The sequence below is a fragment of the Roseiconus nitratireducens genome, from assembly GCF_008629675.1.
In the GTDB taxonomy this organism is placed as follows: Bacteria; Planctomycetota; Planctomycetia; order Pirellulales; family Pirellulaceae; genus Stieleria; species Stieleria nitratireducens.
The window spans coordinates 322,677-345,786 of sequence record NZ_VWOX01000010.1; the positions used below are offsets into that span (position 1 = coordinate 322,677).

Here is a 23,110-nt window from a genome sequence, read left to right on the forward strand (position 1 = left end):
GGTTCATAGTGGCCTCGAATCACCAGCAGCGTGTTGACGCAACGCTTCATCCGCTAGCTGATCGAGTCGGCCTTCACGGGCGTCACGCTCAATACGCTCGTCAAACTGCTTCGCGTCGAACTCCAGGAACCACTCGCGAAATTTCGCCATCTGATCGGGTGGCAATTCGGCAACTCGTTCTTCCAGGTCTTTTAGCGTCATTGAATCAATGTCCTCGGGTCTGATCTCGCTCGACGTGCAATTCGCGAACTCAGCGAACGTTATTTCCGCGATCAGCCCCATTTTAACCTTCACCAGACCCCAGTCCAACTCATGCAAAAGTTCGTTGACCGCCACGGTCGTGTTTGGATCGTCGACATCGACAACACCACGCTTCGCCGCGTCAAAACGCTCACCGGTGTTCGCTTGCTGGACGCGGTCGATGGGGATCTGATTCCCCAGATGACGGAAGACTTTCTGCTTCTCGGAGAAGTCCTGTTCGCGGTCTGCAAGCCGCAAGCTGACAAAGACTCCGTCAACCAGGAAGCATTCGAGTCGGGGCTGTCCGGCGACTGCCTCACCGAAGCACGCAACTCGCTTGTCGAAGCGTTGTTGGACTTCCTCCCGGAGGACCAACGCCGTCTGCTCGCGAAAGCGGTGACGCATCAACGCGAGGTGACGGCACGCGGGATGGAGATGCTGCATCGCAAGCTGGACGATCCGACGCTGGCCGACAAGATGGTCGCGGAGCTCCAAGCAAATCTGGAGGTGCCAGGCTTGAACGCGAAATCTATCACCTCGCCGGTATCCTCGGCGTCGACCCCGGCCCGTTAACACTCCGTCAAATGGTCTGGATGGCCAACGCTCGCCGTCAACACGATTGGCAATTGGCCAGCACGATCGTCTGGATCACCGCCGAAGTCAATCGCGATCGCAAACGCCGCCGCAAGCCCTTCAAGCCTGACGACTTCAACCCCTGTGTCACCACCAAAACGGCTCCCGCAAAAGCATCCGTCGAACAAGTCGCGGGCCTTCTCGGTGCCAAGTTCCATCCTTCTAGCAACTAGCTTCTAGCAACTAGCCACTCTCAATGTCCCAAGTCCGTGCCGGAGCCGCCTTCGTCGAACTAACGCTGAAGAACTCAGCGCTCGTTAAAGGTCTGCGCCAAGCACAGAAGCAACTCAGCTCGTTCGCATCATCGACCACGATGTTGGGCACGAAGTTAACCGGACTCGGCGTTGCAATGGCTGCACCACTGGGAGCCGGCATTCAGAAGTTCGCCGAATACGACGACGCAATTCGCCAAGTCGCCGCCGTGACCGGAGCCACTGGCGATGCTTTTGATCGACTCAATGCCAAAGCCAAGCAACTCGGCGCATCAACAAGTTTCACCGCTGTTGAAGTGGCGAACCTTATGACTGAGCTTGGTCGCGCGGGTTTCAATCCAAAACAGATTGAAGCGATGACCGCGTCGGTGATGAACCTTGGACGTGCGACTGGAACCGACGCCACAGTTTCGTCAGGCATCATGGCCGCAACGATTCGCCAATTCGGAATGGAAGCCGGAGATGCGACACGTGTTGCTGATGGACTTACCGCCGCCGCGAACAAGTCGTTCAACACCGTCGAAGCTCTCGGTGAAGCATTGCAGTACGCTGGTCCCGTTGCTGCCGATGCCAACATGAGCCTTGAAGAAACGCTCGCGATCCTCGGTACGCTCGGCAACATGGGCATCCAAGGAAGTGAAGCCGGCACGGCGCTCCGACGACTCCTGACATTATCCGCTGCAGAGTCGCAGAAGTTCCAAGATGTGTTCGGGGTTGCAACGAAAGACGCTGCTGGCAACGCGCGACAGCTCACCGACATTCTTGGTGATGTGGCCCAGAGTGTTGCCGGTCTTGGAACCGCCGACAAAGCCGTCAAGTTCAACGAAGTGTTCGGCTTGCTCGGTATCACCGCAGCGTCCGCGATCGGCAAGACCGTCACCGACACGCGAGTGCTGCTCGGTGAACTAGAAGGAGCAGGCGGCATCGCCAAGAGAACTGCCGAACAGATGGAATCAGGTCTGGGCGGAGCATTTCGAGTGTTGGCGAGTTCCTTTGAAGCTGTCCGCATCGCAATCGGCGAAGCCCTCGAGAAGCCGATCAAGCGTCTCACGGAAAACCTTTCATCGGCCGCATCCGCCATCACCGACTGGATTGGCGAAAACAAGCGAGCCGTTCAAATCGCCGCCTTGGTCGCGGTCGGTGTTGTTGCAGCGGGAGCCGCACTACTCACGATCGGATCCGCAGCCGCGGCAGCCTCCGTCGCGGTCGGTGGTCTGCTCGGTATCTTCTCCGCGATCGGCACCGTAGTCGGCATGGCGGGAACCGCAGTCGCCGCGTTGCTCTCGCCGATCGGACTCGTCGTCGCCGGCATCGCAGGCCTTGGCATCTATCTCGCCAAAACATCCGGCTTGCTCACTCGCGTCTCGGCCTTCTTCAAGACCGCGTTCGCCCAGATCGCGGTCGATTCGCAAGCCGCCTTCAAATCGATCGCCGCATCATTGGCAGCGGGCGACATCACGGGAGCGGCCAAAGTGATGTGGGCTTACCTGCGAGGTCTCTGGAAACAAGGCGTCGCAGCAATCTCAGATACCTGGGATCAGCTCTCTTCCAGCCTCGACGGATTCGCTGGTGGATTGCTGACCGCCGTTGGCAGTTTGCTGCGAAGCACACTCGCCTGGGCCAACGAAAACCGAACCGCGATCCTCACCGCCGTCGCCGGGTTCGCTGCCATGAAAGTTGCCGCGACCGGAGTCGGTACCGCGATGATCGCTCTCAAAGGTATCACGTTCGGACTTTCAGTCGCGTCAAAAACACTCGCCGCAAGTTGGATCGTCTTAAAAGCGGTCGGCACCGGCATCAAAGCCATCTTCCTTGGTCTGGTCGCCGTCAAGAAGATCAACATCGCGTTGGCCGGAGTCTACGCAGCCGTCACCGGCGGCCTATCCGGCGCGTTCGGCCTACTCACCGGAGCGATTAGTGCTGCGGCCGGAGCGATGGCATTACTATTCTCGCCGATCGGTCTAGTTGTCGCCGGAGTCGCCGCACTCGGTGCTTACTTCCTCTACACATCGGGTGCGATCGGCAGCTCGATCGAGTTCCTCAAGGGCGCGTTCCAAAAACTCAAAGCCGACACGATGGCCGCGTTCGGAGCGATCGCCAACGCGTTGAAAGCAGGCGACATCAACGCTGCCGTCGATGTGCTCTGGTCCTACATCAAACTGCAGTGGACCAAAGGAACAACGTGGCTCTCCAGCATGTGGGCACAATTCACCGCGTACCTTTCTGACGCCTGGGGCGACGCCGTCTACAAACTGGCCGATCAATTGATCCAAGGTTTCGGTGGACTGCGAGCGATTTGGAACGCCACGGTCGCATATCTCGCCGATGGTTGGACCATTCTCACATCCGCCGTTCAAAAAGGCTGGAATCACACAGTCGGATTCCTTAAGAAAGGTTTTCTCCGGCTTCATGAATTGGTCGACATCGCGGGCGATGTTGCCATCCAAATCGGTGGCGTGCTTGTCAATGCACTCGCCGGCGTCGAAGGTGCCTGGGTCGAAACGATCGACTACCTCGCCGATTCGTGGGCGGTGTTCGTCGGTGAAGTCCGCAAGATGTGGAACAGCACCGTCGGCTTCCTTCGCAAAGCATGGGTCAAACTCAAGTCGCTCTTCGACGACGACATCAACGTCGAAGCCGAAGTCCGCCGCATCGACGCCGAAACCAACGCCAACAACACGGCCGAAGAACGCAAACGACAAACCGCGATCGCCGGTCGAGCCGAACGTCGCCGCCAACGTAAAGCGGAAATCGAAGCGAACCGAAAGGCGATGCAGGAAGATCTGCAACGTCAACTCGATGAGCGTCGAAAGTCACGCGAAGGCCAAGACATCGACGCCGACTTCGCCGCGATCGACGCTGACACCAACCAACAAAACGCAGACGTCGACGCCGAGCGTGATCGCCAGCTCAACGACAACGCTCAAGCGAACGAGCAACGTGTCGCTGACACCGAAAAGTTCACGACCGGTGTCCGCGACACGCTCGATCGGATGCGACGACAATCCAAAGCCGATGCCGCCGCGAAACGAGCCGAGCGATCGCTCGCCGAAGCCGATCGCCAATCAAAGGTCGCCGAGGCCGAAGCCGACTTCCAAGCCGCTGTCGACAAAGCCAACGCTCTCAAGCCGGCCGACAACGATCAACCAGCCGACGCCGACAACGAAAACCCGTCAGTCTCCAACGATCTGGCCGCCGCGATCGCCGAAGCCAAAGCCTCGCTCGAAGCCGCTCAAGCCGGAATGCCAAATGCCGATGAAAACGGCAACCCGGTCGCTGCCAACGAGCGGATCGAAAAGCTGCAGGCCGGCATCGCCGCAATGGAAGCCAAAGCCGCCGCAATTGCCGAGCGAGCCAACCCAAACGGCAAACTCAAACTGCCACCGGCGAAGCTTGAAGATGACGCCGTTGCACTGAAACTCGATCGCGAAGCCAAAGCCTCGATCGATGACTTTGCTGGGAAAGACGTCGGCGAACAATCCAACGAATCAGTCACCGGCAAATTCGATTCACGCGGCCTTAATTTCGGCAGCGGTGCTCGACGCATCGAACCACTCGCGCTCGATCCGCCAGTCGAGAAAGACAGACCGGTCGAGATCGATCAAGAACCCGAAGTGATCGTCGCTCCGCAACTGGTCATCGAAGCTGAGGCCGTCGAGCCAGAACACAACGAGATCGTCGAAGAGCCAGTTGCCGAACCTGAACCCACAATCGACGAAGCCCCCACCGGCAGTCTCGACTCTGGTCTGCAACAAATCAACGCGCGACTCATCGCCATCGGTCAACACTTGATGAAGTCCAACGAACTGCTGGCCGCCGGCAGTGGCGGACTTGATCCAACCGGCGAACGATCCGGTCTCGGTCTAAGCGAAGACGTTCAGCGTGCCATCGTCGAGACCGCCCAGAACACTCGCAAGCTGGCTGAGCGCTCGGGCGGCCACGGGTTGATCTTCACCTAATGAGCATCTCCGCCGGCGGATACGACTTCGCAGTCGCAGCTCTCTCGCCCAAAGCCACTCGTGGCATGCAAACCTCGGACACCGTTTCGTACGTCGCCAGCAACGGAGGCATCGTCGACCCGCCCGCGGCAGCCGACGCTTTGCTGCAACACTTCAAAACCAATCACCCTGAATCGATTCCGTTCCTGCGAATCGACGCCGAACACATCAACGAGAAATTCGCTCTCGTCACCGCCAACCAAAACGAAACCAAGCTCGATCCGGTTTCGTTCAACACGACCGGCGCGACGACGCACATCAATCAATCACTGCTGACGCGAGGCATCTTTGCCGCTCCCGGCAAGACCGCACCGAACTACCGAGGAGCGATCGGCGTCAGCGATTCAGGTGTCGCCGGCGTCGACATCACCGTGCCTGCTTTCGAGTTCTCGGTCCGCAAGAAGTTTGAGTGGGTTTCGACCTCATACCTGTTGGCCGTCGTCGCCATGACCGGCCGGACCAACAGCGGCTCGTGGTCGATCTTCGGCCCCGGCGAAGCGTTGTTCCTTGGTGGAGAAGGGGGCGAGGACGACAACAACTGGGTCGACATCACCTATCACTTCGCCGCCCGACCCAATCAACCCAACTTACAACTTGGCAACATCGGCACCGTCAACAAACGAGGCTGGGATTACTTGTGGGTCAAGCACGACGAAGAGGTCGTCGGCGACCGCGTCCTGCAAACCCCGGCGGCAGCCTACGTCGAGCAGGTGTATCCCGAAGGCAACTTTTACGCTCTAGGAATCTCTTAGTTGGCCAGACGTGTTCGACCCGGCGACAGTCTCAACATCACCGCGGTCGAATACAACCGACTGTTGGCAGCGGCCGAGGCAGCGCACCGCAACCGACTCCCCGGCGGAGCAGGTCCGCGTACGCATCTGCGAAACGCATCGACCGTTCGCGTTCACAATAAATCGGCTGCTCTCGTTCCGATCGGCGGCATCGTCGGTTTCGAATCACCGATCACCGATCCGGAAGCCGGCCCCGTTGAACTGGCCCGCTTCGTCCGCGACGCCACGATCGAAACGGCGCTGCCCACCAAAGACGAACACACCGGCCGCTTCGGAGTCGCCATCGAGCCGATCCGCGAAAACGAGGTCGGCCGAGTCGTCTTTGACGGCATCGTCGCCGCCCAAGTTGACATCAGCCAAACTTGGCACCGCTTCGCCGACGTGGCCGAATCCGGCGGCGATACATTGCAATCCAAGCCCGACGGATCAGCCCAGATCCTCTGGCGGAAGTACAACACCACCACCGGCAAACAATGGGCGATCGTCCGCGTCGGCCGCCCCGCCGATCCGGTCTATCTGGTCAAGGTACCCGCCGGCGGCATCGCAGCCCGTCGCGGAGTCCGAACCGGCGCGGCCGATTGTGACCTGTTCGAACTCGACACCGAAGGCGAGATCGCACCGGTCGTTGATCCCGCCGGCGCAACCGTCCGCATCACCGCTCGCAATCATTCCGCTCAACGCATCCGCGGCCCGATCGCTGGCAGCGGCGAAGACCAATACCTCGTCGTCACCTTCGACGGCCGCCGCTCGTGGGTCATCGATCCACCAAAACAGACGCTGCTATGCAAACCGACCAAGCGACTCAAAGCCAAGTCCTGGGGCACCGCTCGCGAACTCCGCTTTGACGGAACACGCTGGCGAGCGATCGGCGTCCGCGTCGCAGTTTACAACGTCTGCGATTACGCACTCCTCGCATCGCAACAGATCATTTGTCACTTCCACGAGGACACCGGCGATTATGTAACGATCGGATGCCGGTGCTGTGACGGCAGCAGTTCGTCCAGCTCGTCATCATCATCGGGCAGCTCATCATCGAGTGTTTCGTCTTCTTCCAGTTCCTCGTCTTCATCATCCAGCAGCCCATCAAGCAGTAGTAGCTCGTCGGTCAGCAGCAGTTCATCGAGCGGTTCTTCGCTGAGCAGCAGTTCGCTGAGCAGTTCGAGCGTAAGCAGTCTCTCATCAAGCTCCAGCAGTTCGCCATCGTCGTCATCATCAAGCTCCGTATCATCCAGCTCCGCATCTTCGAGCCCATCGTCCTCAAGCGGAACATCAACAAGTAGCAAATCATCAAGCTCAGCATCGACCCAATCCAGCAGCGATAGTTCATCAAGTCAATCGTCGATCTCAAGCAAGTCATCGCTCTCCAGCAAATCATCGTCATCGAGTGCGAGCAGCACGTCATCGGAAAGTTCAAGCTCAGATGCAAGCAGCAGCGAATCGATCAGCTCAACAAGCGACTCGATCTCGGTAAGCGGATCGACAGAATCCGAATCATCCTCGTCTGGTTCCGCTTCCAGCCAATCCTCAGTCAGCGAATCGTCCACATCCGAATCATCAGCCAGCGACAGCTCGCAATCGGATTCCCAATCAGCCTCGAGTGACTCACAAAGCGAATCCGCTAGCAGCGAATCACAAAGTGACTCTGAAAGCCAATCCGCAAGCCGATCCGATTCGGCACCATCCGAATCCTGGGAACCAAGCGGATCAACCGCCAGCAGCCATTCTGAATCCGAATCGACATCCGACTCCAATTCCGCCAGCCAATCGGACAGCGAATCCGCCAGTGATTCCGAAAGCACCTCGCCGCCCGAAAGCTCCGCATCGGACCAAAGCGATGACAGCGGCTCGCCACCCGATGAAAGCGGCTCCGAATCACGCTATTGGTCAACCTCAGCCAGCTATCACTCGGCATCGTCCACCGGCAGCGGAAGTGAGAGTACGAGCGAAAGCACAAACACCAGCGAATCCGAATCAACCAGCGACGATTCCGATTCGGCATCTGATGACTCCGAATCCGACTCCGACGCATCACAATCCGACGCCTCCGATTCAGCCAACCCGCCCAGCACGTTCGACGGATCCTCGTCCGCCCACAGCGATAGCCAAAGCGAACCATCACACGACTCGCGATCTGACGATAGTGACACGCCATCAGTCGACGATTCCGACTTCGACGCTAGCAGTGACTCCCGCGACGAAAGCGATTCCAACGCACAAAGCGGCAGCCGCGACGACAGCAACGAACCCTCTGTCGACGATCCCTCCGTCGACAGCCGCTCCGACGACGATTCTGGCGAACCACCTTCCGAAGACGAATCCACCGAAGAGCCGTCGCACACCAGCAGCGCAGGGTCGAGCGAACCGTGCAACAGCACCTGGGTTTGGTCGTGCGGTTGGGAGCTAGTCGACAGTGATTGCGAAGACCCCGGTGAACCACCCTCCAGCTCCGGAGCCTACGACGGCGAAGTCGCAGCGATGACCGCATGATCCACTGCCCGCACCTGACACCCAACAACGTTTGCGAAGTCGCCTCGGGCATGGCCGGCTGCCCAGCCAAAGTCACACCCGCCGCTTGCAACGCGTGCCAGAACGAATCTAACCCGCGAGCGATCAATGTCGTCACGATCGGGATGGCTTTGGTCAACAAGAAACGCCGCAAGCAAGACACGCGGGAACTGCACGCGATGCTCCGCAGCTACCTGCCCGATCGCCAGCCCGAACCGACAACGCTCAAGATCGCCGACTACCGCCCAGGTCCCGGCAACGAACTCAAAAAGATGCTCGCCTGGTTCGCCCGGCCGAGCGAGTCCTGCAACTGCGACACCCGCGCCGACACGATGAACGACTGGGGCGTCGAGGGCTGTTTGCAAAACATCGAAACGATCACGGATTGGTTACTTGAAGAAGCCGAAGCACGAGGCCTACCCCATGGAAGATTCACCCGCACCATCGCCAAGTCACTCGTCACCACTGCCATTCGACGGTTCCAGAGAAAGTTCCCCGATGGTGCACCCGAGCCAGACGAGGATGATCACGCGTGACCGCAGGATCGTCGAACGATGTTTCCTCATGAACCTCGATCGCCGCGAAGATCGACTCAAGGAATGGCTGCAACAACTCCCCGATCCCTGGCCGTTCCCGCAACCCGAACGCTTCGCCGCGATCGACGGCCGGCGATGCGCGACTCCGCCTCAGTGGAAAGCCGGTAACGGTGCATGGGGCTGTTACCGCTCGCATTGCCTCATCCTCGAAAAGTGTCTGATCGAAGGCATCGACTCGTACGTGGTCTTTGAAGACGACGCCGGGTTCGTCGAAGACTTCGCCGACCGTCTGCAACAATACGCCGATGAGCTGCCTGCCGACTGGGGACTCGCTTACCTCGGCGGCCAACACCTGTTCGCCGGCAAGCATCCGCCGCAACGAATCAGCGAACACGTCTACCGTCCTTACAACGTCAATCGCACCCACGCCTTCATGGTCCGCGGTCGTGAGAACATGAAAGTTCTTTACCGGCACCTTCATTGGAACGAGTGGCAACAGCGGCACCACATCGATCACCACCTCGGCCGGCTAACCCAGCGTCGCTACCAAGCCCTCGTGCAAGGTAAGAACATCGACAAAGAATCGATCGCCGTCTACACGCCCGATCGATGGATGGTCGGCCAGCTTCCTACCAAGTCCAACATCTGCGGACGCAAGTGGGAACAAACCCGCTTCTTCAACGACGCCAAGAACGCCGACCACAGCGACTCGCCCTTCTTCGCCGTTCTCGGACCGCACCGATCCGGCACCTCCTGCGTCGCGATGGTCATGCATCACCTCGGCGTCCACTTGGGCAACCAACTTTCCGGCTACGAAGCGACCGGCGGAGGCGAAGCGGTCGGCCTGGCCCAACTCTGCGAAAGCGCCATGCGATTCCCGGCGATCGATCCCGCCTGGCCCGATCACCAACTCGTGCAAAAGCTGAAGTCTTGGATCGTCCAACGAAAAGCCGAAGCGAACCGCGATAAAACCGTCGCCGCCGGCAAATACCCGCACCTCTGTCGCTTCGTCAGACAACTCCACGAAGCCCTCGGCGATTCGCTGCGAATCATCTCCGTCAACCGCGACATCGAAGCGTCGATCCGCAGCCTGAAGTCACGATCCGAAAAGCATCGAGGCCAATGGTTCGCCGCGACCGACGAAGATTGCGAACGCTTGCAACGCAGTCTTCTCGAACACCGCGACGCCTTCATCGCCTCGCATCCCGAAGTCCCCGTCTTCCACATCGACTTCAGCGAACTGACCACTTACCCCGAGGAAGTGATCAACAACCTGATCGAGTTCCTCGGCATCGAACCGACCGCTGAAGAGATCGCGGCAGCAATCGACCACGTCAATCCCCAACTTCGTAAGCACGGATGAGCCGGTACCCCAAGCCAACGGAAGAACTCGGCGTGATGTACATCGCGATCGGTGGTCGATCGTTGTGGCAGCTTCGCCGCTCCCTGTTATCTCTTCGGCATCATTGCCCAAACGTCCCCGTCGCGTTGTTTACCGACCAACCGGCCGACACGTGCCCGGACGTTGAATATCGCTTCGATGTCAAAGCGATTGGCGGGTATCAAGTCAAACCTCGTTTCATTCCATGGTTACCATTTGATCGCACGGTCTACCTCGATGCCGACACAGTGGTGCTCAAACCCTCGGCGATCGCACCCGCCGGTTTGTTAACCGAGCGATTCGGCTACGAAGCGAGCTATGTTCACGGCGTTTCCAGACGCTGCGACCAGGTCGGAATCTGCGGTGTCCCATCGATGAACTCTGGCGTCGTCATGCTTCGCAAGTGTCAACGCGTACTTGATGCCTTGGCTTATTGGCGACGCATCTACCGTGGCGGCAACGACGAAGTCTTGCTGACGAAGGCACTCCTGCGTCATGCGGTCCCCAGTTACATCTTGCCGGCTGAATGGAACTGCAGAAACCGCGAGCAAGTTCGTCATTACTCCGCCATCCGCATCACGCACCATCGGCCCGTTTTGCGATTAGTTCAAGCCGATGGATCGGTCCCGGGCGATTTGCTCAAGCAATGGTGGGAAGGCAGCGTCAAAAAACCAGATGGAAAAGATGAGCCATGACAATCCAACTGTCTGACACCACATTCTGCATCAAGACCATCCATCGCCCGTGGTCCTGCCACCGCTTGGTCGAGTCGTTGTGCAAGCACATCGTCGAACCCAACATCATCGTCGTCGATGATGGACAACCTGAACGTCGATTCCTCCCTGCCTATCCCGAAACCGCCGCTAAGTGCCAAGTCATTCACCCGGCACAAGTCGACGTCGGCGTCGGAGTCGGCCGCAATATCGCCGTTGAAGCGGTCACCACCGAGTTCATGTTCTTGCTCGACGATGACCACGTCGTCACACCGAACCTCAACCTCGACAAGCTTATCGATCGGTTCACCAAACTCGACATCGACATCTTCGGTGTCCGCCAAGGAGCCGGCGGTCGGCCGACGATGCTTTCACCGCTAATGAACGGCAAGCGGATCTGGATGCATCGCGGCGAGATCAAACGCAATGGCTACGTCGCCTGGTGCCACATGTCATCCAACGCGTTCCTTGCCCGCACCGAAACGATCCGGAGTCTTCGCTGGGATGAAGAGCTCAAAACCTTCGAGCACTGGGAGTTCTTCTACCGAGCCAAACTCGCCGAGTTGAAAGTTGCTGTCGCGGGCGACTGTTTCGTCAAACACGCTCACGTCGAATCCGCCGACTATCGAGTCCTTCGCCAGCGTTCCAAGTTCCGCTCGATGGGACTTCGCAAACACGGATTCCAGTCGATGCGACTACCGGGCGGAGGAGTCGTGCGTGCCTAAGTGCCCTCACGGGCCATCGTGATCATCATCGGATCGGGCAATTCGCTGGAACCCAACTGTCGGAGCATGTTGATCAACTGAGCCGACGTGTAGTGAGCATGCGTGCAAACGTGCAACAGAATGTCCATCAATGATGTCGCTCGTCGCTGACCGCCAACGGAACTCGTGCTGACCTTGAAGATTTGCTTTGCCAGGTCAATCGGTTGCAACTCCGACAGAAACGTTTCCCAGCGCGCGTCTAGCTCAGACCATCGTGCTCGCAGGTCCTCGAAAGAACGCACGCTATCCTCCGCTAGTTGATTGCCCACCAACTCGTCAGGTAAATCACCGGGCATCACCGGGCTCTCGTTTCCCAAGACCGTCTCGAGCCAAACGTACTCGGCTCCCATCAAGTGGAGCAGTGTTTGCCAAACCGAACCCTGACCGATCTCGAATGGGGCTCGAAGTTGCTCAACAGAGAGTTCGGAAGCAGCAGATAGCAGCTTGGCGTTCACCCAGCATCGATGTTGATGCATTCGGCGAATGGGAACAACAGCGTCCACGATCAACTCTCCCAACAAAGCATGATGTTCGAAACGGTCACATTCTGCATCAAAACGATTCACCGTCCACGGTGCTGCGCCGCGCTGATTCGAAGCATTCACAAGCACTACGGCGATAACCGGCCAAGGATTCACGTTCTTGATGACGGAAAGCCGGAACTTCGATTCTCCGTGAACTGTCCCGATGAGGCCACCATGGTCGATCGTTTGATCGAAACCGAATTTGACATTGGATTGTCGGCCGGTCGCAATCAGCTTCTCGATCTCGGTGACTCTCCTATCGCCGTATTCGCTGACGACGACCACCTTATCACCGAACGAACTCGTCTGCCTGACTTGGTGCGCAAACTCAATGAGCATCACGATCTCGACTTACTGGCCGGCCTCTCCAACAACCAAGAGCGACCCAAGCTTCTGCGAGTCGACGGCAAACGACTGCGGATCCCGCACGGTCACTACAAACAACGAGGCTCGATTCGTTGGTGCCACTACGTCGGCAATTGCTTTGTGGCCTACCGCGACATTCTGCAAGCGATCCGCTGGGACGAATCGCTCAAAGTTGAAGAGCACTGGGACTTCTTCTGGCGGTGCAAGATCGCCGGCGTCAACGTCGCCTGCGATGTCTCTCATTCATTCAAGCACGAACACATTGACCCACCGGGATACCAGCGTCGTCGACCCGGATTCCAACAAGCCGCACTTCGTAAACACGGACTGGAGCGAGTGATTTGGCGATGATCGAACTACCCGCATTGGAATACCACTTGGCCCACGGCTGCAATCTCTCGTGCCAACAATGCAGCCACTATTCGAATCATCATCTCGCCGGCGCGATGCCGACAGTCGAGCAAGCTGACACCGACCATTCCAAGTGGTCCCATCGTTTGAAGCCTCGGCGGTTTGCTTTGCTCGGGGGTGAGCCGCTGTTGAATCCAAACGTAATTCAACACATCCAGCTTGCACGTCAGCACTGGGCCGGAAGCAAACTGATGCTGGTCACCAACGGCTTTTTCCTTCATCGGTACCCGGAACTACCCGCGGTCTTGCTGGAAACCGATTGCAGGCTCGAGGTGAGTCAGCACGGTACGCATGACGAATACGTGAAGCGCTTTCGCGAAGTAGAACAGTTCGTTTGGCGATGGCGAGAACAGCATCCAGGTATCCAGATCAAGATCCGAAAATCACATCGCGGTTGGATGCGTCAGTACAACATCCAGAACGGCAAGCCGGTTCCGTTCGATTCAAAACCAGCCGCAGCCTACCGCGTCTGCATGCAAAGGACGTGCACGCAGCTCTTTCGATCGATGTTGTTTAAGTGCCCGGCCCTTGCCTACTTCAGTCAACTGGAATCCAAACTGAAGCTGCACGACCTTCCGCAGTGGCAACTCTTCCGCGACTACCAAGCCTGCCCGCCGGCCGCCAGCAGCGACGAAGTCCGACAGTTCTTGCAAACCAAATCCATCCCACAGTGCGGTCTCTGCCCATCGCGCCGCACCAAGTTCGTTCACCCCAACCCGCTGCAACGGAGTGCCCTACGATGACACCGCATGATCCTTACCATCCTGAGCTGCCGCCGCCACCATTCGTCCCACCATTCGATCCACCTGGCAGCCAATCGCCTTACGTCCCCGAAGGCAGCTCCACCGACGACGACAGCGACGAAGGTGACGAATCCACCACCGCCAGTACCAGCGACGACCTCGGCCCACGACCCGATTGGTGGCCCAAGGATTGGCCCTGGCCGCCCGAACCCGAAGAGCCAACGGTCATCGAGTCACCTCCGCCGATTCACACCTGGCCCCGCCTACCGCCCGACCATCCATACCACGTCCCGCCAGGATATTCAGCGCCGGACAATCTTCCCCCCGGCCACCCGGGTGAAGCCTATCCTGGCATGCCCGACTACCCCGTCATACATCCAGGCGACTGGGGCGAGGACTGAAGTCGCTACCCCGGCATCCTGGACGATTGGCCGCCAGGCGACGAAGACTAAGCCGGTTTCCACTGGTGAAAAAACATGACCCATGCGATGCCATTTCGCGTGGGTTTTCTTTTTAGGACCGGAAACCGTCCAGAGTCGTTCCTCAGGTCCACTGCTTCGAAGCATAGAAACCACGCTCGCTGCAGAGTTTGTGGCAGTCATCGAAAAACGGAGATTGATGCTAATGAAGTCAACAAAGAAAGTGATTGCCGTTTTGGATCTTCCTCCTGAACGGGCACCAAACCGAGTTCGCCAAAGCTACGCAGCAGCGGCAAAGCGATGGGGAGCCGAATTGCACTGGATCAAGAACAACATCCAACCTTGGCACCCCTTCTGGCAAAAGATGCTCGTTTGTGGGCATGTGTCCAACGAATTTGGTCCATCGCAGGTGCTGCAACTCGACAACGATATGCTGATCCGAAGCGATTGTCCGTCTCCGTTTTCCCTGATTGGCCCGGGTCAGTTTGGAATCGTAGCTGAGCGTCAGTGTGCCCAGAATCGGTTGGACCGTGGCGGATGGCACCGTCGTGCTCATTCGATCTGGTCACGGCGGTGCGGCGTCAAGCCAGCACCCACGTGGATCCATCCCAATGGCGGACTCTATCTCTATCGCACGGAAGAGTTCAACGCGATGTTCGAGACGATCGCTGACTACATTCATCGAACGAATGCGTCCATCGACCTCGGGCCAGACGAGTCGCTCATTATCAATCAGCTGTGGAACAGCTTTCCTCAATCTGTCACTTTTATACCGGGCGATTTCAATGTCAGCATGACACAAGCCCCTGATTGGGCGAGAAACCCGATCATGCAGTCTTTCATCTACCATTTCATCCGCAAGTCAAAAAAGCACATCGAAAATTGCGAGTGGCAACGGCAAGACCCGCTTCAGTTGCCCTACTCGCAGAACCAGCGATCCAAGAAGCTCATTGCGGCTTGGAAGGACAGTCCACCGGCCCATTACGACATGGGTGAAATCCTTCGTGTCGAACCCGTTGCAAACTTGCTGGCGGTCTACCCTGAACTGACAGTATCTGGAACTTGGAAGCACGGTCTAGCGATCAATGAAGATCGATTGACGCCCGATGACGACACAAGCATTCCCTACTTGATGTTGTCAAGGTTCCTGATCAGGCTTGGCGTCAACGCGCGTCGGTTTCAACTGAATACTGCCGGAAGTCTTGCCAACGACTAGAAAACCCAGCAAACCAACTGTTCAAAACTCGATACCCAAAAACGAAACGCCCGCGGCAATCGTTGTCGCGGGCGTTGTTCTTGTCTGTGAGACGCTCAGCAGGAAACTATCTGCCGCAGCGATTGACGCGAAAATATCGTTGCCCGCTGTTGTCAGTCTTTCCTGGAACAACAATGACGCGTCGAACCTGCATGACCTGAGCCGGATAATGAATCCGACAAATCTGACGAGGTTGTAAGGCTGGTTGGTTCTGTACTAGACCAACCCTGGATGTTGGGATCCCTGCGAGACTGACGGATCGACTCGAGCGAACTTGCCCGTGATGCAAGCAAACGGGATCCCGACGCACGATCGGCGATCCCACATCTTGAGTCATGCCGTCGCTCACTGTCGCAAATCCTGGGTGAGCGACTGGAAATGAGCCAGAGAGTTGATTTGTCATCTGGGATCGCGGAAGAAGCTTTTCAGCGTTTGAACTGAATGTTCCCGGCACCGGCAACAAGCTCCGATTCGTATCTGGGTAAACAACGACCGAACCCGAAGATTTTGCCGGTGGTGCGGTTCGTTGATTGCACTACCCCTCGGCAGTGCAACGGCTCGCCGGCCAGACTGGTTCTGCTTCGTCCGGCCAAGTCGCAATGGCTTCACGATTGGCGATTGCTGTTACGAGAACAAACGTCGCGAGGATTGTCTTTGCAGCCATAATTTTCACTCCAAGATGATGATCGTTAAGCACGGGCAGGTCGCTACTGACGCGATCTGGCCAACTCGGCAACGAGGCTGCGAACCTCTTCTGAATTCGATTCGCGCTCCAGTAGTCGGAGCAGCAACGACCGCGCACGATCATCCTCCAGCATGGCCAGCAGCCGTGTTCGACGCTCGTTTGGCATGCGTGAGAGGCATTCAATCAAGTCGGGCAGGTACTTCACCAGCATCTCAATGACCAGTTGCCAATTCATTTCAGTTTCCTACTTCGCTTTGGGGGAAAGAACTCTTGACGCGATTTCACCTTCAACCGAACAACGGAGAAGGCTTTGGCAGCGTCAATTCGCCAATGGACATGCACTCGGCTTGGGGAATCCAGGAGTCGAATAGGCTCAGAGGAATGACGAAGCATCCAGCGGGCAAACCTCGTCCGATCTCGCGATGCGCTCCGGCACCCCACGAATTCTTTACAAGCACGAACCAAGTGCCCTTCACCTCGAACACCCCGTAGATGGTCATGTTGTGGTACCAGGTGCCCGACCGACGATAGATCGTCATCTCATATCGCGAATCGAAGCCCGCCGACGCGAATCCCCAACCGCTGCAAATGTGGCAAGGCTGTTTCAAAACCGTCAGAACATTCATCAGGTCTTGGCCAGATCGCACCACGACCGACTCAGACATGCGAAACTCGCTGGCGATATCCAAATGCTCGTTGAGCTCATCACGCCGATTGTTACCCCAACTACGAACGTCAGACGATTGAGGAAATGGTCCGCGATAACGATCTTTGACTCGATCGCAGGGGAGAACCCCAACCGTCTTGTACGCCCAGATTTGCACCGAACAATACGATCCGTCGCCGCGCGAAATCGAGCCAACAAAACGCTCACCGTTCCAAAGGTTTTTGCAGCGACCGGCACCGTAGTGGTAGCCCGTAAACGGCATGGCGTGATCCCGAAGATTGTTTCCGTCTTCAGTCGACCACCCGACAGGATCTTCGATGTCGCCCTCGTTGAGGATTTCCTGGCTGGCTTTGGCGGCGATTGCGAGACCGCCGCCGGCACCGACACAGCTACCAACGCTGCCCTGCGAATGAACGAGCGGTTCTCCGTAGAGCAACTGTTCGCTAGCGTGGAATGACCAGCCGGCGTCGAACTGGAACATCGAGCGGCAAAGCTGTTCCATGGGTGATTCGGAATCGGCATCAGCCAGCATCAACCGTTTGTCGAGGCTCGAGAAGAACTGCTGGTCTTCCAATTCAACCCGTTGTCGACGCTCTTTGATCAAACGGTGATTCCCCCAGTCGGTTGGATCACCCCAACCGAGCTGATCGGCATGTTGAGAGTACTGACGTTCAATTGGCGTTAAAGATTGCATGGTTCGCTCCGGGACAACTTTGATTCGTGGTGGCGTCAAGCGGTTGATGGTTCAAGGGTCAGTCGGCAAATGCCTGCAGCCCAGTTCCAACGGCCGCAATGAAGCGAGCTGCCTTGGTTCGGTCCATGTCTCGCTGGTGCTCATCCCACACCTTTTCGATCTCGATTCGGCACGTCATCCAAACGGCGGAACTCTCGCCTTCCAGGATCTCGTCGTGACCCTCCTTCAGTACGACCCTGGCGGCTGAAACCGTCGGTATGATCGGCGTTGTGGTCCCGGTCAGTCGGTCGGCCGTCGATTGATACAACGCGGCTAATTCGCCGGCTGGGAAGGTCTCGCTAGCGTTGGCTTTCAAGAGAGAAAACACGCGGCGACCGAGATTGCCGAACTCATCGGCCGGCACGTCGTCGGGGCTCGGATCTGGTTCCGGCGGATTCGGCCCTGGAGGCATTGGTCCAGGTCCTGGTGGTGATGGATCTGGACCAGTGCCGCGGATCACAACACGTGCATGAGCTTGGGCGAGCGCTCCGTCGACTTGGCAGATCAAATCGATCTCATAGGTGCCCGGTGGGCCTGTCCAAATGGCCGCCTTTCCACCATCGATCCGCACGAGATCCGGACGAAAGCCGTCCGGCAATCGCCGAACAATCCATGCGAACCCACCGGCCTGTTCGCAACTGGCCTCGCTGCGAATCAATCGATGCGGATCGACCTCGTCCGGAGTGTTGATCTGTTGAGCGATTGCTGGTGTCGTGGCGAATGCCAAGGCAATACACACGAGCAACACGATCGACGATCTGCTGATCTGGTTTCTCCGACTGTCGGTCGCGCGAAGCGAGTCGCCAATGATCCATGCGACAAATAGCGTCACAACTGTCTGCACTTGATCCTCCGAGATTGGTAGACCGAAATGATCAAAGACAACGAATAACACACCCGATAAAGCGAGCCAGAATCGACGAGAACGAACAAGGTCTTTGAGTTTCTGCACCGGTATGCCTCGTAGCGATAGAAGTCGGGCATGCAGAGTGAGTCGCGACTCTGCGACAAACTGCTTTCATGACTTCTATGCATCGAGAACCGCAGGTGCGGGAAAGAACTCTGCCAAAACACTCGGATGGCGGCCCGTTGCCATCGTCGATTTTGCAGCGGCAGAAACACTATGCCTGCAAGCTACCTTCGCTGATAAAGTCGAATGGGCCGGCCAACTCTTCGGCGAACGACAAATCGCAGAACAAGGGCCGGTAGCGACGAGCGAGTGGACCCAATGCGGAAAGGATTTGTCGAACCAGCAAATAACTGGTCCTGGACGCATGAAGCTGCATGCTCACATCATCTGGATCCTGCAACACTCCGACCCGACGGTTTGCATGAATGCCGAATAGTTGCAGTTCAGGAAATAGAATCAGCAACTTGCACGCCGTGTCTGAGTCCGGTGAAACCAGACAACCCACTTTGTGTTTTCCACGTCGCACCTCCCGCGCGATGTTCCTTACCGGATCGTCATTATCCCAAGGCCAACCTGTGACTCGCCAATTCGCCTCGGCGAGTTTCTCCTTTGCGCCCATCGCGTAGTGAGTGATGTAGGTCGGAGAGAAATTGTCACGCAACAGCCAGCCATTCTGACACAGAACCGTGTTGAACTCTTGAGGAAGGAATCGGATCGCATCGCGACATCTCGACCACAGAACATTGCCAATGATACTTTCGTCCGCGCCCATGTCGCCGTAGTTGCTCCAACGTTTCTGCGCTTTTTCGATCCGTTGCCACACCGATAAGAAGTGGGGCAGCCCGTATAGATACAGTCCGCCATTGGGGTGGAGAGCCGGCGGTAATTGATCGGTATTCATGCGAGTCGCCCAAGTCCGATGGGCTCTCGCGCCCCAACTGCTTTCATCAACCCTACGGTCGGGTCGCTGGCGACCTGCGACCATCGCAAACTGATCAGGAGACACGAGGTCGAAAGGGCTGGGACAGTCTTCACGAATCAACATATCGTTGTCGAGTTGCAACACATGAGCCTCATCAAACCGATCAAGGACCGCGGCAAAGGCTCGCATCTTTCGCCAGAAACAATGACCTCCTGAATCGCATTGCGAAAACCAAATCAGTTCCGCATCCCATCGATCCGCAGCGGCTTGATAAGACTCTCGGACATTGCTGATGGCCCGTTTGGGAGGGAAGTCGGGGACGATGATCACACGTTTCATCCGACACCTCGCTGAGTCAGCGTCAGTGGCTGCAACTCACGGTACAATCGAACCGCTTGATCAAGTTGCTGTCGCAATCGTTCGCGTGCATCGTGCGAAACGCGAACGCGAGCGGGTGCAGCGTTGTGCTTTCGCTGATTTTCAATCGGCAATGGACGATTCAACCGCGCGAATAAGACCCGCATGCACGACGAAAGCGTGCGGGTGTCGTAGATCCAAGTCCGGTCCAGACACTCGCGGAAGCCACCGCAAAAATAGTGCGTCAGACCGCTGCTGACGTGTCCCAAAAACTCAAAAGCGGAATCCGCTTCCCGCGAACCAAGACCATCGCACCACGTCTGAGCGTCGGGAAATTGTCTGAAGAAATCCTGCTCACGGGGGCTCCAGTCCGGAGCCTTGCGACGGCGAGCATCAAATGCCGACAAGGCGTGTTCAACCGGTTCCCGAATGCCAATCAACATTTGATCTTTTGGGAACCGCTCGGCCGCGTCGGTCAGAGGGGTACAGTGTCCGAGCCAAACGTGATCAACGTGGCCATCACGCAGTACACGATGCACGTGGACACCCCCGGTTTTCCCAACGTGAATGCAGACCAACCTCATCCGTGCTTCCTCAGGTTTGGGTTGACATGGCCGACCGCGGCGTCGATCTCATCCGGATCTGGCGCGATGCCTAAGAACTTCACTAAACGCTCGACTTCGTGTTTGGTGTTCGATGTCAGCGACGCAAAATCGATCCGGTGCACCGGTATGTCTGGATGAGCGGCGATGAAGTCCTCACGATGCTTCAGTAAGCTGCGCTGCAATTGTTCACACTGTTGCGGCGTCGCCGCGTACCAATTGCCGCGGTGTTTTCGGCTGCGACTTTGCAAGCTACGGATCGAAGCTTCGATGGGTCGATCGACGGCGATGATTCGCATGGAATTTCCGATCGCTTTGTGAATGTGGTCGGCGAAACGGCATAGATGCGGGTACTTGCCACCGGCGACCGTCTCATCACGAACGGCTTCACTCTTCTTGCCCACGAAGAATTTTTTCAACCGATAAGTTAGGTCCGAATCGCTGATGGTTGGATCGGCGGCGGGAAACTTCATTACGGCTTCGCATAGCTCCATCAATCCAACGGCTTCGCCTCCACCGGTCGCCTCGAAGCCACCGAGCTGATTGCCCATGTGGACACCCAAGTGGTGGCAGATCATCGCGACGCAGGACGTGCCACTGCGATGCGGCCCCAGCACCGCGAAGAATGGTTCTTCTTCGTGATCTACATTCACGGCGTCGTTGAAGAATCGGGTCTCGCTCCATCGTCGCCCCGAAATGTTGCTGCGTGTGGGCAATTGACCAACCAACCAGCGATCCGGTGCGTAGACCGCAACCGACCCCTTTCCCACGTTTCGTCGGGCGATTCCGTGGTAACGCCGCTGGATCATCCGACCGAGGTGGTGGTCGATGTGATTGGCCTTCTTCCAATCGCGCGAGTGCAAGTGTCGGTAGAGCGACACCATGTTGGATCGACCACGGACCATGAAAGCGTGAGTCCGGTTGACGTTGTAAGGCAGGTAAACGTGCTCGGAGATTCTCACCGGCGGATGAGCGACTGAATACAGGTGTTGTCCGCCCAGATACGCGAGTCCCCAATCGTCCGGTAGCTCACAAACAAACTTCTGGAAACGCTTCGCGAAGTCATTGCAAAACCCAGCGTCGTCTTCGAAGACCACGTAGGAGTCGATTCCTTCCGACAAGCACTTTTCCAAGATCAGGCAGTGCGATCGGTAGCAGCCCCAAGCTCCGTTGCCGGCTCTCCAATGTGTCGGAGGCGGAACTCGCCTTCCGTCAATGGCCGCGAATCGCTCTGGTTTGGGAAAAGGCCACGGTTTGGGAAGCTGATCGAACCATTCCCGCAGCCGATCGTGACGACCATCGAGATTGATCAGAAAGCAACGCTCAACAAGGCTGTTTTGTTTTTCAGATTGTTTGGCGGCTAGATTAGCACGAGTGGTCGTCGAGGTCGCTGGCACGGTGGTCATCTTGATCTTTTTCCTTGTAAGGTTGGCGGACGGATGAAAAGAAGGCGGCGAGATCGTTAATCAGTTTCAAGCGGGCCGTCGGGGAACTTCCGCTCGTAACGCCGGATCGCGGTGAGAACAAGCGACCGAGCCGTCGGCAATGTGAATTCATCCGCGTCCATTCCCTGGCGGGCTGCTTCGTGAACAAGCCATGCGGCAATGGTCTCAGCGTTGAGTCGGCATCCTTTGACGCCCCAGTTGTTGATCGTGGCGATCCGTCGTTGGATTGGTTTTGCTTTCGCTGCGACGGCTAGCCAGGGAAGCATTCGCTTCAGCTCGCTTCCGGGGCCTGTCGATGACTGATTCCCGTCTGCTGGCCCTTCATTGAGCTGTGCGAAGTTTTGCAGACTCACTGCTTCATCGGTGAAGTCGCACCGATCTATTCGCTGTGCCAACGGTTGCTCGGGATCGCAGTCCACTGAGACATCTTTTCTTGTTCCCGTTTCGCAGCGGACGACTCCGTTGCGTTGGCTGAGATCTCGATCCATTTCGGACGTACCGTTTATTCAAGAGTTGAAGATTCACTGAGTTGCTTTCGCTGGCGATACAACAACGGACGACAAATCAACGATCCGGTCGCTTTCTCGCACGCACCTTTCTCTATGCCTGAACAGCCTTTTGCGAGGCACGAATTCCAACCGAATTCCGAAAGTTCTTTGCATGGACTGAATGGCGGTTTACCAGGTCGAATTCGAAAGATTCTTTTGCCGCGCTGGCGGACTTGGGTGCATAGGTCGAGTGGAAAACGATCCGATCCATTTCGTGACAATCCACGCGTCGTCGTTGTTGATTCGTCTGGAGTGGATCATCACCCTCTCAACGACAATCGACGAAAACCATGCAATCCAACAACCGCTCGCGAGCCAATTCCGAACTCACCGCCGCATCCGATGATTCGGTCCATTCGCACGTTCGCAAATCCACCGAATCAGAAGTTCGAAAGAAGCGATCCGAAAGCCAAGAAGTGAAGGTGACGAATGCCGGGCGGTACGAGAAAACATCGCTCCGAAATGAGAATCTTGAAGTTCAAACGAGCGAAAGTGAGATCTATCGATCAGCCCAGGCCGATTCTCATGGCGGAAACACTCGACGACTTCAAGAAGGTGCTTCCGTTCCGTCTGTTCAAAACCAAGCCAACGATGGAATCTCACCAGAGAATGCCGCTTCCAACTTCAACATTCCGGATCTTGACGAGTTGGCCGACCGGATTGCGGCGACGGGGTACGGCGGGTTTCGTGATGGCTTTGGTGATTCCGGTAGCGGCGGATCGGGTTCCGATGGCAGCAGTAGTTCGTCGT

General features: G+C 57.2%; 26 protein-coding genes. 13 read left to right on the top strand and 13 right to left on the bottom strand.

Annotation, left to right across the window (positions count from 1 at the left end):
• Positions 1-3: 3 nt before the first annotated feature.
• Positions 4-336 (bottom strand): hypothetical protein, encoded by a 333-nt coding sequence (locus FYK55_RS29775; RefSeq protein WP_235908790.1) that lies wholly within the window; start codon positions 334-336, stop codon positions 4-6.
• Between FYK55_RS29775 and FYK55_RS18425 the strand changes: the two genes are divergently transcribed.
• The 4 genes from FYK55_RS18425 (at position 313) to FYK55_RS18440 (ending at position 5,835) form a co-directional block, all read left to right on the top strand.
• Positions 313-813 carry a hypothetical protein gene (locus tag FYK55_RS18425; RefSeq protein WP_150077914.1) on the top strand — a complete coding sequence of 167 codons (501 nt, stop codon included), beginning with the start codon at positions 313-315 and terminating at the stop codon, positions 811-813. The two genes, FYK55_RS29775 and FYK55_RS18425, sit on opposite strands and share 24 nt — an antisense overlap.
• 20 nt (positions 814-833) lie before the next feature.
• Positions 834-1,046, top strand: coding sequence for a hypothetical protein (locus FYK55_RS18430; RefSeq protein ID WP_150077915.1), 213 nt, complete (start codon positions 834-836; stop codon positions 1,044-1,046).
• A gap of 176 nt (positions 1,047-1,222) precedes the next feature.
• Positions 1,223-5,044 (top strand): phage tail tape measure protein, encoded by a 3,822-nt coding sequence (locus FYK55_RS18435; protein ID WP_161604618.1) that lies wholly within the window; start codon positions 1,223-1,225, stop codon positions 5,042-5,044.
• Entirely contained in the window at positions 5,044-5,835 is a 792-nt protein-coding gene (locus FYK55_RS18440) for a hypothetical protein (RefSeq protein WP_150077917.1), read from the top strand. The genes FYK55_RS18435 and FYK55_RS18440 overlap by 1 nt, the downstream gene beginning before the upstream one ends.
• Positions 5,836-6,039: 204 nt before the next feature.
• Here the strand turns inward: FYK55_RS18440 and FYK55_RS18445 are convergent, their stop codons facing one another.
• The 5 genes from FYK55_RS18445 to FYK55_RS18465 all read right to left on the bottom strand — a co-directional run bounded on the left by FYK55_RS18445 (position 6,040) and on the right by FYK55_RS18465 (position 8,021).
• Positions 6,040-6,285, bottom strand: coding sequence for a hypothetical protein (locus tag FYK55_RS18445; protein WP_150077918.1), 246 nt, complete (start codon positions 6,283-6,285; stop codon positions 6,040-6,042).
• 15 nt (positions 6,286-6,300) lie between these two features.
• Positions 6,301-6,543 (bottom strand): hypothetical protein, encoded by a 243-nt coding sequence (locus FYK55_RS18450; protein WP_161604619.1) that lies wholly within the window; start codon positions 6,541-6,543, stop codon positions 6,301-6,303.
• Positions 6,544-6,830: 287 nt separating this feature from the next.
• A complete protein-coding gene (locus FYK55_RS18455; RefSeq protein ID WP_150077920.1) occupies positions 6,831-7,157 on the bottom strand; it encodes a hypothetical protein in 327 nt (108 codons plus the stop codon).
• Between the two features lie 48 nt (positions 7,158-7,205).
• A complete protein-coding gene (locus FYK55_RS18460) occupies positions 7,206-7,673 on the bottom strand; it encodes a hypothetical protein (RefSeq protein WP_150077921.1) in 468 nt (155 codons plus the stop codon).
• A gap of 102 nt (positions 7,674-7,775) precedes the next feature.
• Positions 7,776-8,021 carry a hypothetical protein gene (locus FYK55_RS18465; RefSeq protein ID WP_150077922.1) on the bottom strand — a complete coding sequence of 82 codons (246 nt, stop codon included), beginning with the start codon at positions 8,019-8,021 and terminating at the stop codon, positions 7,776-7,778.
• Positions 8,022-8,357: 336 nt separating this feature from the next.
• On the opposite strand from FYK55_RS18465, the gene FYK55_RS18470 reads away from it, so the two are divergent.
• From FYK55_RS18470 to FYK55_RS18485, 4 genes are read left to right on the top strand one after another with little or no spacing between them, the layout of a single operon-like run.
• Entirely contained in the window at positions 8,358-8,915 is a 558-nt protein-coding gene (locus FYK55_RS18470) for a hypothetical protein (protein WP_150077923.1), read from the top strand.
• Between the two features lie 28 nt (positions 8,916-8,943).
• On the top strand, positions 8,944-10,278 hold the full coding sequence (locus tag FYK55_RS18475) for a glycosyltransferase family 25 protein (RefSeq protein ID WP_150077924.1): 1,335 nt from the start codon (positions 8,944-8,946) through the stop codon (positions 10,276-10,278).
• Positions 10,275-10,991: a hypothetical protein gene (locus tag FYK55_RS18480; RefSeq protein WP_150077925.1), complete on the top strand. Its 717-nt coding sequence runs from the start codon at positions 10,275-10,277 to the stop codon at positions 10,989-10,991. The genes FYK55_RS18475 and FYK55_RS18480 overlap by 4 nt, the downstream gene beginning before the upstream one ends.
• On the top strand, positions 10,988-11,734 hold the full coding sequence (locus tag FYK55_RS18485) for a glycosyltransferase family 2 protein (RefSeq protein ID WP_150077926.1): 747 nt from the start codon (positions 10,988-10,990) through the stop codon (positions 11,732-11,734). The genes FYK55_RS18480 and FYK55_RS18485 overlap by 4 nt, the downstream gene beginning before the upstream one ends.
• Here the strand turns inward: FYK55_RS18485 and FYK55_RS18490 are convergent.
• Positions 11,731-12,249 carry a DinB family protein gene (locus FYK55_RS18490; protein ID WP_201743741.1) on the bottom strand — a complete coding sequence of 173 codons (519 nt, stop codon included), beginning with the start codon at positions 12,247-12,249 and terminating at the stop codon, positions 11,731-11,733. The genes FYK55_RS18485 and FYK55_RS18490 overlap by 4 nt on opposite strands.
• Between FYK55_RS18490 and FYK55_RS18495 the strand changes: the two genes are divergently transcribed.
• The 4 genes from FYK55_RS18495 (at position 12,244) to FYK55_RS29780 (ending at position 15,452) form a co-directional block, all read left to right on the top strand.
• Positions 12,244-13,014 (top strand): glycosyltransferase, encoded by a 771-nt coding sequence (locus tag FYK55_RS18495; protein ID WP_235908791.1) that lies wholly within the window; start codon positions 12,244-12,246, stop codon positions 13,012-13,014. The two genes, FYK55_RS18490 and FYK55_RS18495, sit on opposite strands and share 6 nt — an antisense overlap.
• Entirely contained in the window at positions 13,011-13,817 is an 807-nt protein-coding gene (locus FYK55_RS18500) for a radical SAM protein (protein ID WP_150077928.1), read from the top strand. Before FYK55_RS18495 ends, FYK55_RS18500 begins: the two co-directional genes overlap by 4 nt.
• Complete coding sequence (locus tag FYK55_RS18505; RefSeq protein WP_150077929.1) at positions 13,814-14,218, top strand: hypothetical protein; 405 nt, start codon at positions 13,814-13,816, stop codon at positions 14,216-14,218. Before FYK55_RS18500 ends, FYK55_RS18505 begins: the two co-directional genes overlap by 4 nt.
• Positions 14,219-14,888: 670 nt before the next feature.
• Positions 14,889-15,452, top strand: coding sequence for a hypothetical protein (locus tag FYK55_RS29780; RefSeq protein ID WP_235908792.1), 564 nt, complete (start codon positions 14,889-14,891; stop codon positions 15,450-15,452).
• 746 nt (positions 15,453-16,198) lie between these two features.
• Here the strand turns inward: FYK55_RS29780 and FYK55_RS18515 are convergent.
• From FYK55_RS18515 to FYK55_RS18540, 6 genes are all read right to left on the bottom strand, one after another.
• Positions 16,199-16,411, bottom strand: coding sequence for a hypothetical protein (locus tag FYK55_RS18515; RefSeq protein ID WP_150077931.1), 213 nt, complete (start codon positions 16,409-16,411; stop codon positions 16,199-16,201).
• A 52-nt stretch (positions 16,412-16,463) separates the two neighbouring features.
• Positions 16,464-17,537 (bottom strand): hypothetical protein, encoded by a 1,074-nt coding sequence (locus FYK55_RS18520; RefSeq protein WP_150077932.1) that lies wholly within the window; start codon positions 17,535-17,537, stop codon positions 16,464-16,466.
• Positions 17,538-17,595: 58 nt separating this feature from the next.
• On the bottom strand, positions 17,596-18,420 hold the full coding sequence (locus tag FYK55_RS18525; protein ID WP_150077933.1) for a hypothetical protein: 825 nt from the start codon (positions 18,418-18,420) through the stop codon (positions 17,596-17,598).
• 277 nt (positions 18,421-18,697) lie between these two features.
• Positions 18,698-19,747, bottom strand: coding sequence for a hypothetical protein (locus tag FYK55_RS18530; protein ID WP_150077934.1), 1,050 nt, complete (start codon positions 19,745-19,747; stop codon positions 18,698-18,700).
• Positions 19,744-20,208, bottom strand: coding sequence for a hypothetical protein (locus FYK55_RS18535; protein ID WP_150077935.1), 465 nt, complete (start codon positions 20,206-20,208; stop codon positions 19,744-19,746). Before FYK55_RS18535 ends, FYK55_RS18530 begins: the two co-directional genes overlap by 4 nt.
• A 137-nt stretch (positions 20,209-20,345) precedes the next feature.
• Complete coding sequence (locus tag FYK55_RS18540; protein WP_261344956.1) at positions 20,346-21,680, bottom strand: glycosyltransferase family 25 protein; 1,335 nt, start codon at positions 21,678-21,680, stop codon at positions 20,346-20,348.
• Positions 21,681-22,650: 970 nt separating this feature from the next.
• On the opposite strand from FYK55_RS18540, the gene FYK55_RS18550 reads away from it, so the two are divergent.
• Positions 22,651-23,110, top strand: a 460-nt coding sequence (locus FYK55_RS18550) for a hypothetical protein (protein ID WP_150077938.1), incomplete at its 3' end; no start/stop codon positions are given.